Origin of the sequence: Paenibacillus sp. OSY-SE (assembly GCF_000283315.1) — a bacterium.
Classification (GTDB): Bacteria; Bacillota; Bacilli; order Paenibacillales; family Paenibacillaceae; genus Paenibacillus_B; species Paenibacillus_B profundus.
Genome location: NZ_ALKF01000202.1, coordinates 59,059 through 74,863, shown reverse-complemented (window position 1 = coordinate 74,863; position 15,805 = coordinate 59,059). Strand labels below are relative to the sequence as shown.

The 15,805-nt window shown below is 48.2% G+C and carries 15 protein-coding genes and 1 other RNA gene; 7 read left to right on the top strand and 9 right to left on the bottom strand.

Going from position 1 to position 15,805, the window contains the following annotated elements:
• Positions 1 to 25: 25 nt before the first annotated feature.
• On the bottom strand, positions 26 to 1,330 hold the full coding sequence (locus tag A372_RS0128225) for a DNA polymerase IV (RefSeq protein WP_019424293.1): 1,305 nt from the start codon (positions 1,328 to 1,330) through the stop codon (positions 26 to 28).
• A gap of 319 nt (positions 1,331 to 1,649) precedes the next feature.
• Between A372_RS0128225 and cimA the strand changes: the two genes are divergently transcribed.
• Positions 1,650 to 3,263, top strand: a complete 1,614-nt coding sequence (gene cimA, locus A372_RS0128220; RefSeq protein WP_019424292.1) for a citramalate synthase — start codon at positions 1,650 to 1,652, stop codon at positions 3,261 to 3,263.
• Between the two features lie 173 nt (positions 3,264 to 3,436).
• On the opposite strand, the gene A372_RS0128215 is transcribed toward cimA, so the two are convergent.
• The gene (locus A372_RS0128215) at positions 3,437 to 4,006 is read right to left on the bottom strand and encodes a TlpA family protein disulfide reductase (RefSeq protein ID WP_019424290.1); all 570 of its coding nucleotides are present in this window, start codon (positions 4,004 to 4,006) and stop codon (positions 3,437 to 3,439) included.
• 325 nt (positions 4,007 to 4,331) lie between these two features.
• On the opposite strand from A372_RS0128215, the gene A372_RS0128210 reads away from it, so the two are divergent.
• The 4 genes from A372_RS0128210 to A372_RS0128190 all read left to right on the top strand — a co-directional run bounded on the left by A372_RS0128210 (position 4,332) and on the right by A372_RS0128190 (position 7,839).
• Positions 4,332 to 5,540, top strand: coding sequence for an MFS transporter (locus tag A372_RS0128210; protein WP_019424289.1), 1,209 nt, complete (start codon positions 4,332 to 4,334; stop codon positions 5,538 to 5,540).
• Between the two features lie 109 nt (positions 5,541 to 5,649).
• The gene (locus tag A372_RS36745; RefSeq protein WP_083858954.1) at positions 5,650 to 6,198 is read left to right on the top strand and encodes a Mov34/MPN/PAD-1 family protein; all 549 of its coding nucleotides are present in this window, start codon (positions 5,650 to 5,652) and stop codon (positions 6,196 to 6,198) included.
• 372 nt (positions 6,199 to 6,570) lie between these two features.
• Entirely contained in the window at positions 6,571 to 7,020 is a 450-nt protein-coding gene (locus A372_RS0128195; RefSeq protein WP_019424286.1) for a helix-turn-helix domain-containing protein, read from the top strand.
• Between the two features lie 138 nt (positions 7,021 to 7,158).
• Positions 7,159 to 7,839, top strand: coding sequence for a zinc metallopeptidase (locus A372_RS0128190; RefSeq protein ID WP_019424285.1), 681 nt, complete (start codon positions 7,159 to 7,161; stop codon positions 7,837 to 7,839).
• A gap of 107 nt (positions 7,840 to 7,946) precedes the next feature.
• Here A372_RS0128190 and A372_RS0128185 read toward each other — a convergent pair whose 3' ends face one another.
• The gene (locus tag A372_RS0128185) at positions 7,947 to 8,897 is read right to left on the bottom strand and encodes a LysR family transcriptional regulator (protein ID WP_026011337.1); all 951 of its coding nucleotides are present in this window, start codon (positions 8,895 to 8,897) and stop codon (positions 7,947 to 7,949) included.
• Positions 8,898 to 8,934: 37 nt separating this feature from the next.
• Complete coding sequence (locus A372_RS0128180) at positions 8,935 to 9,531, bottom strand: rhomboid family intramembrane serine protease (RefSeq protein WP_019424283.1); 597 nt, start codon at positions 9,529 to 9,531, stop codon at positions 8,935 to 8,937.
• Positions 9,532 to 9,699: 168 nt separating this feature from the next.
• Between A372_RS0128180 and tpx the strand changes: the two genes are divergently transcribed.
• On the top strand, positions 9,700 to 10,218 hold the full coding sequence (tpx, locus tag A372_RS0128175) for a thiol peroxidase (protein WP_019424282.1): 519 nt from the start codon (positions 9,700 to 9,702) through the stop codon (positions 10,216 to 10,218).
• A gap of 162 nt (positions 10,219 to 10,380) precedes the next feature.
• Here tpx and A372_RS0128170 read toward each other — a convergent pair whose 3' ends face one another.
• From A372_RS0128170 to A372_RS0128160, 4 genes are all read right to left on the bottom strand, one after another.
• Entirely contained in the window at positions 10,381 to 10,776 is a 396-nt protein-coding gene (locus tag A372_RS0128170) for a DUF1499 domain-containing protein (protein WP_019424281.1), read from the bottom strand.
• Between the two features lie 146 nt (positions 10,777 to 10,922).
• Positions 10,923 to 11,105, bottom strand: a non-coding RNA gene (gene ssrS / locus A372_RS36740) — 6S RNA.
• Positions 11,106 to 11,304: 199 nt separating this feature from the next.
• The gene (locus A372_RS0128165; RefSeq protein ID WP_019424280.1) at positions 11,305 to 12,129 is read right to left on the bottom strand and encodes a YesL family protein; all 825 of its coding nucleotides are present in this window, start codon (positions 12,127 to 12,129) and stop codon (positions 11,305 to 11,307) included.
• Positions 12,130 to 12,417: 288 nt separating this feature from the next.
• Positions 12,418 to 14,016, bottom strand: a complete 1,599-nt coding sequence (locus A372_RS0128160) for a DEAD/DEAH box helicase (RefSeq protein ID WP_019424279.1) — start codon at positions 14,014 to 14,016, stop codon at positions 12,418 to 12,420.
• Positions 14,017 to 14,287: 271 nt separating this feature from the next.
• On the opposite strand from A372_RS0128160, the gene A372_RS0128155 reads away from it, so the two are divergent.
• Positions 14,288 to 15,115: a YitT family protein gene (locus A372_RS0128155; protein ID WP_019424278.1), complete on the top strand. Its 828-nt coding sequence runs from the start codon at positions 14,288 to 14,290 to the stop codon at positions 15,113 to 15,115.
• Between the two features lie 144 nt (positions 15,116 to 15,259).
• On the opposite strand, the gene A372_RS0128150 is transcribed toward A372_RS0128155, so the two are convergent.
• The gene (locus tag A372_RS0128150; RefSeq protein ID WP_019424277.1) at positions 15,260 to 15,799 is read right to left on the bottom strand and encodes an NADPH-dependent FMN reductase; all 540 of its coding nucleotides are present in this window, start codon (positions 15,797 to 15,799) and stop codon (positions 15,260 to 15,262) included.
• Between the last annotated feature and the right edge of the window lie 6 nt (positions 15,800 to 15,805).

The window sequence follows — 15,805 nt, the reverse complement described above, 5'->3', positions numbered from 1 at the left end:
TGCAGAATAACACTTGCAATCTGCCTCATTCGTCTTGATCTCGCAAAAAATCAGTCTGCAGCGAAGTTCCCCGAACACGATGGTTCCGCAACAGTGTAGATGGATCATCACCAAGCATTCCCAGCGTGACGAGTGCGTTTTCTCCATATTTGTCCCGTATCTTGTCCATCGTCTGGTTCAATTGCTCTCTTTTGGGCTGCTGCTCGTAATCAAACAAGTCGAGCTGAATAGCTGCTTCCTGCTTCGCGAGCAGATTCTGAGCCGTAATGCCTAATAGTCGAACCGGCTTATGTTCAGACCAATGGCGCTCATAGAGCCGCCATGCTTCTTCTAACAATTTCGCGGCGTCATCCGTCGGATCTTCGAGTGTATTAGAACGGGTAATCGTCTTCATGTCCGGCGTTCGAATTGTCAGCTGCACCGTTTGGGCCATCAATTGCTGTCTTCGCATCCGCCGCGCTACTTGGTCAGCTAGATTAAGCAGCACCCGTCGTACTTCTTCAACCGCCTCGACGTCCTTCGGCAACGTAGTCGTATGGCCTATGGACTTGCTCTGTTCCCTTTCGGGATTCACCACACCTTCATCTTGACCATTCGCGGCCCGTTTCATCCAATGGCCATGTACGCCGAACATGGACACCAACCGCTCTTCATCCGCTTGCGCTAGTTCTCCAATCGTGCGGATGCCTGAGCGCGACAGCTTCGTGGCCGTCTTATGTCCAATGCCGAACATTTCCCCGCAGGGCTTGTGCCACAGCAGCTTCGGAACATCCCGAATCCGCAGCACCGTAATTCCGTTCGGCTTCTTCATATCCGAAGCCATCTTCGCCAGCAGCTTATTCGGCGCGACACCGATGGAGCAAGGCAAAGACAGCTCCTCCCGAATCCGCTGCTGCAGTTCGTCTGCGATCGATAAAGGCGTGCCGAATATTTTGGAACCGGTAATATCCATATAGCATTCGTCGATTGACATCACTTCGACAAGCGGTGTGTAACTTTTCGCGATTTCGATAAATGCGCGGGAATACCGCCGGTATAAATGAAAATCCGGACGGATTAGCATTAAATGAGGACAAAGGCGAAGCGCCTGTCTCACATGCATGCCGGTGCGAATGCCAAGCCTTCTTGCCGCATAGGAGCAAGTGACGATAATTCCTTTGCGCAGCTCGATGCTGCCTGCCACCGCTGTCGGCTGCCCTTTATATTGTTCCGGGTCTTCCGCTTCATGGACGGAGCAGTAGAACGCATTCATATCGAGGTGCAGGATGACACGTCCTTTGGAAGGGTAATATTGACGAACTTCGTCACCGGTTCTATCGTTGCCGCTCACAACCTCTCACATCCTTTACACCTATGAACCAAAACAGAACCCCTGTTCTATTTATAGCTTACATACACTTGCTTCTCCATGCAAGAAATAACAGGCAAAAAAATGAAATAATGAGCGGTTGATTTAAAATCCCTAGTGCATAATAAAGCTGAAAATGCACGCAATGGAGCGTTGGAGAGGACATACGTCCGGCACTCATAGACTCCCCATTCACCCGCGATCCAAAAAATCGGCTCTATACAACGCTGAAAGCAGTGCTATAATAGGAAAATAGTTTCTTTCCATATTCATCCTTGCATAACCTAAGGGGGTACCTAGAATGTCGAATGTCATCTCTATCTTTGATACTACGCTGCGTGACGGCACCCAAGGAGAAGGCATCAGCCTTTCCGCGGACGACAAAATAAAAATTGCACGCAAACTTGACGCATTTGGCGCTCATTATATTGAAGGCGGCATTCCGGGCAGCAACGGCAAGGACATTGAATTCTTCAAGAGAGTCAAATCATACGCTTGGAATGCCAAGCTGACCGCATTCGGCAGCACACGTCGCAAACAATCGTTGGCCGAGCATGATACGAGCTTGAATCGGATCATTGAAGCTAGCGTGCCGGCAGCGACACTCGTAGGGAAGTCTTGGGACTTTCACGTTCATACGGCGCTGCAGACAACGCTGGAAGAAAATTTGGCAATGATTTCCGATTCCATTGCTTACCTTAAACGCGCGCAGATGGAAGTGATGCTCGATGCCGAGCATTTCTTCGACGGCTACAAGCACAATCCCGAATATGCGCTCGCGGTGCTGAAGGCGGCACAAGAAGCCGGAGCAGACTGGATCGTCATGTGTGATACGAACGGCGGCACGCTGCCGAACGAAATCGGGCGCATTATTCGTGAAATCAGCACTCAAGTGCAGGTGAAGCTCGGCATCCATACGCACAACGATTGCGAGCTGGCTGCAGCGAATACCCTAGTAGCCGTAGAGGCCGGTGTCACCCAGATTCAAGGAACGATGAACGGCTACGGTGAACGCTGCGGCAACGCGAACCTGTGCTCCATCATTCCGACGCTGCAGTTGAAGATGGGCTATTCGTGCGTAAAAGATGAGCAGCTTCAAGAATTGACCACAGTTGCGCGCTACGTAAGTGAAATTGCCAATGTGCATATGCCTGTCAATCAACCTTACGTCGGCAATGCCGCCTTCGCGCACAAGGGCGGCATCCACGTCTCGGCCATCTTGAAGGACTCGCGCACCTATGAGCACATTCAGCCGGAGCTTGTAGGCAACAAGCAGCGCGTGCTCGTATCTGAGCTCGCAGGACAGAGCAATGTGCTGTCCAAGGCGCAACAGCTCGGATACGAACTGGATGCAAGCAAGCCGGAGACCCGCTCCATCATGGAACGAATCAAGGAACTTGAGCATCAAGGCTACCAATTCGAAGGCGCTGACGCCTCGCTCGAATTGCTGCTTCGCCAAGCGACCGGTCAGACGGAGGAGCCATTTGCGTTCGAATCCTTCAAGATTTTGGTGGAGAAGTCCGCACAGCGCTCCGTCGTGTCGGAAGCCATCGTGAAGCTTAATATTGACGGCGAGACGATATATACGGCTGCAGAAGGCAACGGTCCAGTAAATGCACTAGATAACGCGTTGCGCAAAGCTCTTATCCGCCACTATCCTTATATTGAAGAAATGCATCTTTCCGATTATAAAGTGCGCGTCTTGGATGAAAACGATACGACAGCAGCCAAAGTCCGTGTTCTAATTGAATCTACGGATTCACAAAATGCTTGGAGCACCGTCGGCGTCTCCAGCAACGTTATCGAAGCAAGCTGGGAGGCGCTCGTAGACAGTATTCGCTACGCCTTAATAGGCAGAGAGAAGCGTCAGCTCACCCCAGAACGGAAAGAGCAAATCGGTCTAGTCAATCATTAGCTTATAGAGGTTATTCAATAAGTCCCCCTTTTGATAACGGTGCTGAAAAGCGGCCTTTTTGAACACGCACTTATATGTTCCATATGCTCCGCAACGCCAAAAAGGAACGGCGCTTCTCTCCGTAGAGGCGGCCGTTCCTTATCCATTCCCTGCACTTTTCTGATTGCTCTCATTCATTCCTCAATCAACTTCTCGATTGCCTCTTCCAGATCCTTCGGCGGGCGAAGCCCAATGAACAATTCACGAATGACCCCATTCTTGTCAACCAGCACATTTGTCGGAAATGCGATTCCATTATAAAGCTTAAATGCTTCGCCTTTCTCATCCATCAGCACAGGATTGACTAGACCATATTTCTCCACGAATGCTTTCGCCTTATTTTCTGAATCGTAAGAGGTGACGTTGACTGACAGCATTTCCATTCTATCCTTATACTTCGCATACAGCTTCACCAGATCAGGCGCTTCGGCTTGGCATGGATCGCACCACGATGCCCAGAAATTAATAAAGATCGGCTTCTCCTGCTTGCCGCCAACCTGAAAAGCCGTTCCATTCGTGCTTGTTAACGAGAAAGAAGGCGCCAGCTTCCCGACCTGGGGACCTGTTTCTGTAGGCAGGACTGTGCTGGATCCAGAACCTTGCTCCCGCCCAGACGTATCTTCGGCTTTGCCCATTTGATTTTGCCATGCCCCAAAGCCAATGAGTCCAATGCCCAGTATAAGTACGAGTACGCTCTTTTTCATAAACCTGCTTCTCCTTTGCTGGACTCCTTACAGAGGTTATTCGTTATTCAAAAGTCCCCTTTTGTTCACGATGCATCTCAGGATGTGATTAGGCATCGAATCTTGCCTTTACTCTTGAAGTCCTGTGCTTCCGATGCAGTTTTCTTGCGAAAACTTGCTCTGCACTTCTCGGTGCTGAAAAGTGACCTTTTTAATCATCCATTTACAGTTATTGTACCCCTTTTCCAGCAAAAATACGATCCTGTAATGTAACGAATCGAATGACACATCATTATCAGGGGTACAGTAACGAGGTAAATGTTATGAAACGGAGGAACGAGGAATAATGGAGAAACAACAAGCTCGGTCCATGTGGCTGGAATATGCTGCACTCGCTACCGTGCCGCTCGTGCTTGTCTTAGGCAATTCGATGCTCGTGCCGATCTTGCCAGAAGTAAAACGTCATCTTCACTTAACGCAGTTGCAAACAAGTCTTATCATTACATTGTTCTCTGTCACGGCAGGCATCGTTATACCGTTTACCGGGTACTTATCCGATCGCTTTGGCCGCAAAAAGGTCATCATTCCGTCACTCATCGTCTACGGGATTGCAGGTATCCTGACTGGACTTGGCGCACTGTGGGGCTCCTACGGGATGCTCATCGGTTCTAGAGCCTTGCAAGGCCTGGGAGCAGCAGGAACCTCCTCGATCGCCATGGCGCTAGTCGGGGACTTGTATAAAGATGCGAAGGAAAGCCAAGCTCTCGGCTTGATTGAAGCTTCGAACGGTGCGGGAAAGGTAATAAGCCCCATACTTGGCTCGGCACTTGCATTGTGGACTTGGACGGCTCCCTTTTTTGCCTTTCCTTTCTTCTGTGCATTGTCCCTAGTGGCCGTTATTTGGCTGATCCATGAGCCGGATCAGAGACCAGAGCCGGTTCCGATTAAGAAATACTTGCAAAATATTAAGGTCATCTTCAAGCAGAAGGGACGCTGGTTGATTCCGGCTTTTTTTGCAGGATCATTAGCCTTATTTATTTTGTTTGGCATTTTATTTTATTTGTCGGATATTTTGGAAGAGAAGCCCTATTCGATTAAAGGCATCATGAAAGGTCTGGTGCTCGCCATCCCGCTGTTGGGCATGGTGACGACGGCTTACATCACAGGGAATTTAATTAAAAAGAATGGCGTGCTCATTCGTTGGCTAATGAATATCGGATTGTTGATGATGGCGATTTCGCTTGGATTCACGATTTTCTTCAATAAAAATGTGTACGGCTTTATCAGTCTCATTACCGTGAGCAGTATCGGAACAGGAATGCTGCTGCCGTGCTTGAATACGATGATTACCGGTTCTATAGACAAGGCCGAGCGCGGCATGATCTTATCACTGTATAACAGCTTGCGCTTTTTCGGTGTTGCGTTCGGTCCCCCACTCTTCAGTTGGATGATGGACATCTCACACCGTGTTATTTTCATTACAGTAACCGCACTATCTGTAATCGCGTTCGTGCTAGTGTTCCTCTTCATCAAACCGGACAAAGAAGTACGCTAAACTAAAAAGGAGTCTTGATTTATGATACACTTACCTTGGATGTCTGCATGAGATTAGACATTTCGTCACTCATTGGGACAAGTCAAGGACAAAGAGAGGGTTTCAAGCAATGCACGACTCCATCAACAATCAACCGGATACGAGAGATCCGATTCATATCGAGTGTGCCGTCTGGGAGGCGATGGTGAACCATGCACGCTCCCAGCTGCCATTCGAAACGTGCGGCGTCCTTATCAAACCGCGTCATTGCCGGATGTACAGGGAATTTAGACCGCTTGTGAATCGGGCCTCTGATCGGCTTCACTCCTTCCAGCCCGATGCCCAGGAATGGGTAGCTCTCGTCATGCAAGCCGAGCGTGAACAGCACACGCTGCTGCTCGTCCATTCTCACCCTGGAAGGCCTCCTATCCCTTCTACAGAGGATACGGATGGCATAGCATTAAGCGCTGCCCTATTTGACGCCTATATCATTGTTTCTTTCCATAAGGATGGGACTCATCACAAAATAACGGATGGCGATCCTCCCGATACACGAGCATATCGCCTCCACGCTTCTAGTACGCAGCACAGACATGGCAGCCGTCATATTTTGTTTGAGCCAGCTCATATCACAATTGTGGAGAGGAAAGATGACTCGGAGCGCTTGGTTACGTGCTGATACCAAATTATCGCGCTTATCTTCTCCGAATATCTTTATCTGTACGATCCATAGTCCCCATATCCTCTTCATCCGTACTGTTGAATTCCTCTCTTTCACTCATTCTAAATTTATAAACGATACCTCGAACAATATGTTAGATAATCCAACATATTGTTAATTTATTCGAGTCATTATAAGCTGTAAATGAGTATGTCGACAAATATATGTGATATATTTTTACTTAAATAATGTTCATTTAATGTTCATTGTGTTTGTTTTAAATATACTCGTCTATTATGTTAGTTTATATTACATATATAAAACCATAACGTTTGACTGTATGGTTTGTTTTTTAGTATCATATACATTAGATAAGTGAGGTGAATGACGATGGACAGAAGGAATTTAATTCGAATTGGTGAGCTCGCTCGTGCTGCTAACGTCAGTCAGCGTACGATAGACTATTACACGACGATCGGTCTTCTTGAGCCTGTGCAGCGCACGGATACCAACTATCGTCTGTACAGCCATGAAACGATCGAGCGAATCAAACGTATTAATCAATTAAAACAAGAGAAATATTCATTAGAGGAGATCAAACAATATTTCTCTCAGCTAAGCAAAGTGATTGCGGAGCACGATATTGCTGCAAGACTTACCGAACTGCAGCTTCATATGGAGAAGCTGGAGCGCGAAGCCAAGGAACTGCAGCCAATGATCGATAAGCTCAAGGCGAAGCATACCAGTTCTCTGTTCAACCGCTTGGCGACACAAAGCGCAGCTTGTGTAGAAGTGCTTCTCACCTTCATCGACAAAGGGAACAACCACTTTATGATGTAAATGAAAGTACGTATCATGAAATGACCTTTCACAGTCGCCTAGCTAAAGTTATACTCATTACTATTTTCAAGATCAAATCGTAATAGAGGTTGTTCAAAAAGCGAACTTTTGAACACGAACTAATAGGAGGTAAGCCATATGTTTTTTCACCCAATGGATTTTTTAATCATCATCGCTTTTGGACTCTCTCTGTGGGCACAATTCCGTGTTAAAGGTACGTTTAGTCGCTTCTCACAAGTGCCTATATCAAGCGGGATGACTGGTTACGAAGCCGCCCGCCGCATGCTGGACAACAACGGCCTGTACGATGTGCCGGTCGAACCGGTGCAAGGCGCACTGACAGACCACTACGACCCGATTCACCGTGTCGTTCGACTATCTGAGCCAGTGTACTATGAGAACTCCATTTCGGCGGTCTCAGTTGCCTGCCACGAAGTCGGTCACGCGATCCAACATCAGCAATCGTATCCGATGCTTGTGCTCCGTCACCGCATCTTCCCGGTTGTCAACTTCGCTTCTGGGTTTGCACCATTTCTCATCATTGCCGGTTTTCTGTTCGCGTGGTCTGGAATGCTGCTTGCTGGTATTATCTTCTTCTCCGCAGCCGTCTTCTTCCAGCTGGTGACGCTGCCGGTGGAGTTTAACGCGAGCAACCGGGCAAGAGACATTATGATTTCAGAAGGCTTCATCACGAATGACGAGGAACGCGGTGTGGCTAAGGTTCTGAATGCAGCTGCACTCACTTATGTCGCCGCCGCACTCATCTCCGTCCTCGAGCTGCTGAAGTACATTATGATTTTTACGAGCCGCGACGACTAAGACCGGCTTAGCTCCTATAATATATGACAAAGCCCCTTCATCCCCTGCCTTGTAGAGAGGATGAAGGGGCTACTTGCGTTGGCGACTCCCAACAATGCCAACTTCATTTACGTTGATGAAGCATTCGAAGAGGATGCAGACCTTTTTGAACGCGCAAGCTCATACAGATCGTGCTGCTCGAAATATCGCAGCAGAAACGCATGGAACGTCTGTGCGACGAGCGGCAGCTTCTCATCCACCCGGCGAATCAATCCAATCGTTCTCGTGACGGCCGGATCAACGACACGAACACGGGCCGGCTCTAGCTCGGACGTATGCTTGAGCGCCATATCCGGCAGCAAGCTGACTCCCATCCCCGCAGCGACGAGCCCTCGTATCGTCTCCGTCTCTTCCCCTTCGAAGCTGATGCGAGGGGTAAATCCAGCTTCAATGCAAGCATCCCACACAATGGGACGCAGTGAATATCCTGGACTGAACATCACAAAGGTCTCATCCTTCAACTGCTTCAATGAAATGGACTCTTCCCCTGCCAACGCATGATTCGGAGGCAGAATGGCAAGCAGCTCCTCCGTCAACACGATTTCACCGGTGACTTGATCACATTCTTTCGGATACGGCGAGATAAAAGCCAAATCCACTTCACCCGATACCACATCTCGAATTAAAGACGGATACATTCCCTGTTTAAAACGAAATTTGACATTAGGATGCCTTTTGCGAAATTCAGCCACCATCTTCGGAATTAGATGAACTCCCAAGCTGTGGGGAAATCCGATTCGAACTTCACCAAGCTCCGGGTCCATAAACTCCTGCACCTCTTGGACTGCTCGTTCCAGCTCTTTCAAAATCACTTCCGCCCGCTTGCAGAACAGCTGACCGACTGGAGTCAACTGAAGGTTGCGGCCTTTTTGCAAAAACAACTTCACTCCAAGCTCTTCTTCCAATTGATGAATTTGCCGACTTACCGCTGACTGAGCGACGTGCAGTTCCTCCGCCGCTTGCGTCACATGCTCTTTTTGCGCCACCTTAACAAAGTAGTGCAATTGCCTAAGTTCCACGACTCCTTCGCTCCGATCTCGATTTATGCTTGTATAATTATCGAATTAACCGCAGAATGCTGTACACCGCAAACCCGGCTACCAACCCGCCGATATGGGCGCTCCAGCTAATCCCGCTGATGATGAACGACTGTGCAATACCAATCCCTAGAATGATTAAGAGGGTCTTGCGCGAAGCGTCATCCAGCGTCCAGCGTTGAAATATTGCAATGAACAAATATGCTCCGTATAAGCCGTATATCGCTCCAGAAGCGCCGACAGCAAGCGTGCCCCATTCCGACAGCATAAGCGCAGCTCCATTCCCAAGCAGCCCGCTTGCCACATACAGTAAGGCATATTTAAAAGAACCCAATATTTTTTCCAGCGGCGGTGCAAATACGAACAACGCGAACATATTGAACAGGAGATGCTCAAAGCCGGAATGAAGAAACATCGCCGTCGCCATGCGCCACGTTTCATGGATGTACGGTTCTTCTTTCCAGATCGCACCGAAACGGAACAGATTTTCTCCATTCTGCGAACCGCCGCTTACGGCTAACACGGCGAACATCACCAAGTTAGCGATAATAAGGAGGGTCGTTACTGGATAGTTCTTCACATAGCTGCGCCAATTCTCGTAACGAATAAAAATCATACGCTATCCCTCGCTTTCTCACCTTATATCTTACTTCTCGCTCAATCATTCTCAATGATGCACGCAACCAATCACGAAGCGACATTGGACAACTGTGCGAGTTAAACATTATAATGGAAATTAGGTTTACCAAATATTAGACCGTTATGTAAGAAGGAGGTTCCAACCATGTCCGTAGAACGTACAGGTGTAGCAACACTTAAAGGCAATCCCATCACATTGCTAGGTCCAGAACTTAAAGTAGGCGATAAAGCGCCTGATTTTCAATTAAACAAATCGCTTGTCGAAGCTGTCAGCCTAAAAGATCTCGCAGGAAAAGTGAAACTCATTAGCGTTGTTCCATCCATCGATACTGGTGTATGCGATGCGCAGACGCGCCGCTTCAATGAAGAAGCCGCTAAGCTTGGTGACAACGTAGCCGTATTAACGGTAAGCGTAGACCTTCCAATGGCACAAGCGCGCTGGTGCGGAGCTGCTGGTGTGGAGAACGTCGTCATGCTGTCCGACTACAAAGACAACAACTTCGGCGAAGCTTATGGCGTGCTCATTAAAGAGCTGCGCCTCGACATGCGCTCTATCTTCGTACTGGATGCCAACGACACAGTCCAGTATGTCGAATATTTAAGCGAAATGACGGAGCATCCGAACTACGAGCAAGCGATTGAAGCAGTCAAATCTCTGCTATAATCCTCTGCGCATAGAGTAAAAGCGAGAGAAGAGTTTCGGCTCCTCTCTCGCTTTTATATGTACGAGCTTATTACTGTGCCTCATCGGCAGCCGCTTAAGAGGTAATTCAAAAAGCCCCTTTTGGATCACGAAGCATTCCAAGAAGTTTTTTGAACACGCACTTTAATTATTATTAACTTTAACTGCTGCCATCTTCTTATCCAAGACGGCATACAGGTCCAATATGACCCGGTAGTTTGCACCGAAGTCTCCCATTCCTCCGCGAGAAGCCGAGTAAATATCGACTGCCGTTCTCATTGGTCCAACGTTGATGACGGAAACGGTAATATCCATCGTTCGTCCGGTCATCGTACGTTTCTCCAGAGTAATCTCGCCTACCGAAGGCACTTCATGCAACACTTTGTATCCTTGTATCTTCTTCAAAGTCGATGCGACTTCTTCCCAGACTTTATCCCGAGACATCTGGTAGTAATGCGTTTTCAATTTAGGGTCCTTTGCCCGATCGCCGCTCGATTCAAAGCTGCGAACGATGCCAACCAACACACGTTTGAGTGACAAAAGCGTGTTCCTCCTTTTCATGACAGCCGTTGCTCACTAATCTATAGTCTAACACTGTTCGAAGGTTAACGAAAGAGGATTTCATATAGAAAAAGAAAAACACCTTCAGGGCGGACCAAGGTACGCTTTGAAGGTGATTCGGTTGTTGTATACCCGCCTATGCCGTTTGGCTTCTATGTTTCTGAACCTGCTCTCGCAGGTGGGTGTCCGCAAAAGTACTTATGACTTCCCTTCGGAGAGGGCCTGTCAGCCGTGCTTCGATATTGAACTCCCAAGAAACAACCATTGGTTCAAAACAACGAAAGCCTACACGCACATCGCAGGATGTATTCTTATTATAATGTTTTCATACCCAAAAGTAAACCTAGCTTCAAGCCCAATTCAGCCGTCCCTGACACGGTCCGTATGCTTCGGGAACTCATCATAACACAGGACCAGATATGAATTCAAGTACCTCCGTACGATTTGTTCAACACATTTCGCGTTCTTGCAAGCTTCTCGGTGCCGAACAGTGACCTTTTTGAGCACTTACTTGGATGTGTATCTGTTCTCTTCCACACTTTCTTTGACCGGAGCGTTATCCACTTCATCAAATGGCACTTCCGCATCCGGATCCGCTTCCTCCCCCTCATCCGTCTGCTCTTGTGCGCGCTCATGCTGGTCCTGCATCTTCTGGAACACAGCATAAAAGTTAAAGAACGCATAGTAGGCAATAACGGCTCCTGAGAAGAAAATGATAAGGAACGGCCATTTGAACAAGCTGAAATATAAAATAGCTCCGCTCACAACCGTCGTCATAATGATGCGCAGCGGTCTGAGAAGCGTGAGCAAGATGCTGTTCTTCACCAATTGCACCGTCTTCATATGATAGTGCGATACCATCGAGAAAAAGTTAAACAACGACACGAACAGCACGATTAGAAATCCGAGCATGACGAATCCAATCGCTTGGAAAGACTTCAGCTGAGTCATGTATACGGTATAGTCTACATACATGATGACGAACAAGAACGTATAGAAGATACCGCCGATCATAGCTTGCTTGTAGTTCTCTTTATATGATTTGAAGAACGTACTCAGCAGCTTCACGTCCGTTTCCCCCATCACCCATTTCCGCGCAACGGAGAACATCGCTGCTGTGGCCGGGAACAGTGTAAACGGTGCCACAATCCCCATCGCCCAGTTCATCGTAATGGATTCGTTCAAGAAGTTCTGCTGCATAACAAGCAATTTCATCAATAAAAAAAAGAAAAACGGAGACGAACAGAGCAGCCACAGCACGTTCGTAACCGAAAATCGCATAATCCATTCCGAAATTCGGTAAAAGCCGCCCATTATCCCTCGAAATTCCAAAGGTCATTCCCCCTCATGCATCCTGTCCTATAACTATAATACAAATGGGTCATGTAATGCCAGTGCCTATTTTCTTACTGCTGGGTAGCCGTTTAAGAGGTGCTCACCTTATGGCATATGATGTTGCCTTAATATAAATCCACGCTTGTTCTAAGGGGGTTGCTGCATGGGCCAAGTCGTATTTCATTCATGAAGCAAAGAGACCGCCACAGGCGGTCTCTTTGTCTCTGTCGAACAGGCTTATGTCAAGATACATGTTGCGTCTATTCTATAACCTGTTCACCTGTACTATTCGTTATCGCGACTGCGGCGTCCTTCATCATTGCTGCGGCGCGGACGACGATCTCCACTTCCGCTGCGGTCACGCCATTCACCACTACGGTTGCTGCTGCTGCTGCTTCCTCCACGGTTGTCACGGTCGCGGTTGCCGCCGTATCCTCCACGGTTATCGCGTCCGCCGCTGCGCGAACCACCGGATCCACCGGAACCGCCAGAGCGTCCGCCACGATTGTAAGGTGCAGACAGCTTGCGCCCGCTTGTACGCACATCTGGCTTGCGACGCTTCGCACGAATCGGATCCTCAGGCGTCAAGGAAATTTCAACATCTTTCTTCTCACCTGTCATCAGCTTAAATGCAGCCGACAACAAATGGACGGAATCGTATTGCTCAAGCAATTGAATCGCAATGCCTTTGTACTCGGTCAAATCACCGTCTTGCAGCACTTCGAGCATGCGTTCCGCGATAATGCGCTGTTTGCCCTCAATCGCCTCCGCCATGCTTGGCACCGGCTTGCGAGGAATGCGATGGCGCGTGACGCGTTCGATAAAGTGCAGGTGGTCGATCTCACGCGGAGTGACGAAGGACCAAGCGCTACCTTCCTTACCTGCACGACCCGTACGACCAATACGGTGCACGTATGATTCCGGATCCTGCGGCAAGTCAAAGTTGATGACATGCGTTACGCCGGATACGTCCAAGCCGCGCGCTGCTACGTCCGTTGCGACGAGCACGTCAATGCTGCCGTCACGGAATTTGCGCATAACGTTATCGCGTTGGTTCTGAGATAAGTCGCCATGCAGCCCGTCAGCCGAATACCCGCGCTTCTGCAGCGCTTCAGCCAATTCATCAACCCGACGCTTCGTACGTCCGAAGACGATAGCAAGCTCAGGAGATTCCATGTCCAAAAGACGGCTTAATGCATCAAACTTAACACGTTCAGGCACTTCGATGTATGCTTGAGCGATAAGTGGCGCACTAACTTGCTTCGGCATTACCGATACATGCTCAGGCTCACGCAGGAATTGATTAGCAAGCTTCTGAATGTTCGGTGGCATTGTAGCGGAGAAGAGCATTGTCTGGCGTTCATCCGGTACCAGGCTCAGAATCGATGTGATATCTTCCATGAAGCCCATATCCAGCATTTCATCAGCTTCATCCAGAACGACCGTTGTTACATCATTCAGTCGGATCGTCTTCCGGTTAATATGATCCAATAGACGTCCAGGCGTTCCGATAATAATTTGAGGGTGCTTTTTCAAAGCGCGAATTTGTCTTCCGATATCTTGACCACCGTATATCGGGAGCGAACGAACGCCTTTGAATCGAGTCAATTTTCCGATTTCCTCGGCAACTTGAATCGCCAATTCACGTGTCGGCGTCATAATAAGCGCTAGCACGCGCTCATCTGTAGGGTCAATCTTCTGAATCAACGGAATACCGAAGGCGGCCGTCTTCCCTGTACCCGTCTGCGCTTGTCCAATAAGGTCACGTCCTGTCATCGCTACAGGGATCGCTTTCTCTTGGATCGGAGTCGCTTCTTCAAACCCTAATTCCGTAATTGCTTGCAGCACTTTCGTCTCCAAGCCAAATTCTGCAAATGTCTTCAATATATTCATACTCCTTCGTTGTGGACAATCCACAGCCTTGTCTGTATTCTTAAGTAGCGCGACAATGGTGACGAATGGCACATTCAGCCGACCGTCTTCTCATATACAATGCGGAGGTGATCCTCACTTGAAACGCTTAACTCCGCGGATTTATCATGAACATCGTGGATAACAATAGCCTACTCAAGAATATCCAGCATATTATAACACAAACGCCTTAAAGAATACCAGCAGAGATATGACCAAATACTACGTTTTGAGGTGAATTTGCTTGAAACGAATTTTACACGCCTTTATTTTAATTATCGGCGCAGCGTGCATCGCCGTATCCTTCAATCTGTTCCTCATGCCGCACCATTTGTTAAGCGGTGGAGTATCAGGCCTGTCGCTCGTAACCAATTACATAACAAAATGGGATCCGTCGATTTTATATTTCGCTTTTAATCTGCCGATTATCGTCTGGGGATGGTTCATTCTCGGTAAACGATTTATCGTATACAGCATTATTAGCGTCGTGGCTACGACGTGCTTCATTTCCATTATTCCGGTGAAGATGGTCACGAATGAACCGCTGCTTGCGGCGGTATTCGGTGGAACGCTTGTCGGAATCGGAAGCGGAATATCCCTGCGCATCGGAGGCTCGTCCGGCGGATTTGATATTATTGGTTCTATCGTGACTCGTTACCATGATTTTTCCATTTCCAACATTCTGGTTGCTCTTAATGCGGTCGTCATCGTATCGCATGGATACATATCTCAAGAGTGGGAATTGGTGCTTTACTCCATGGTGTCCATCTTTACTACGGGAAAAGTGATCGGCACCATATATATTAACCATTACAAAGTGACCGTATTTATTATTACGCGGGAAAAAGATACCTTGATAAATAAACTGCTCTGTCTCCCGCACGGGGTTACGGTCATTAAGACGAGAGGGGCCTTTACGGACATCGAAAAGGACATGCTTATGACGGTAACGACACGCTACGAGCTGTCGGAGCTGAAGCGAACGATTATGGAAATCGACCCGAAGGCCTTCGTCAATATCGTGGAAACAGTAGGCGTCATCGGGAATTTCCGCCGTCCGAAGAGCATGTGACCTCTTGCATGTATTCGTGAAATCAAGCCGTAAGCTTTATCCTAAAATGTTGGATATATGAAGGAGCCCGTCCTCTAAATGGACGGGCTCTTTTCTGTCGAGCGGAATCACCAAATCATTAAACGATGCCCTCGCTTCGCTGTCCTATGTTAACGGACGTGTCTGTTCTGCAAGTGTCAAGAAATAATCAAGCGTCTTATTGACGCGCTGAATGACATTGGCATGCTGCGGCTGGTTTTCTTCCGTAAACTGACGGAAATCTCCGCCAATAGACACCCACTCCGGACAGTTGATTCCATGCAGATTGCGGACAATCGTTTGTAAATGCGTCAAGGAGCTGACGCCAACGGCTCCTCCCGCTGAGCTAGCCGATAACACGACTTTGTTGTTGACGTATTCAAAGCTTAAGTAATCCAGCGCATTTTTCAGCACGCCTGACATACTGCCGTGATATTCCGGTGTTGCCAACACGATTGCATCCGCCGATGACGCGGTCTCCTTCAGTCGAATGACATTCGCATCATCTTCGTTCGAATCCGGACAATAAAGCGGCAGCTGCAATTGATATAGATCAATAACGATTGCTTCGTGCCCCTTCTCTTCTAACTGTGTAGCCATATAACGAACAAGCTTCGTGCTTGTCGCTTCTTTGCGATTGCTGCCTGCAATGAGTACGATTCGCATGACGCA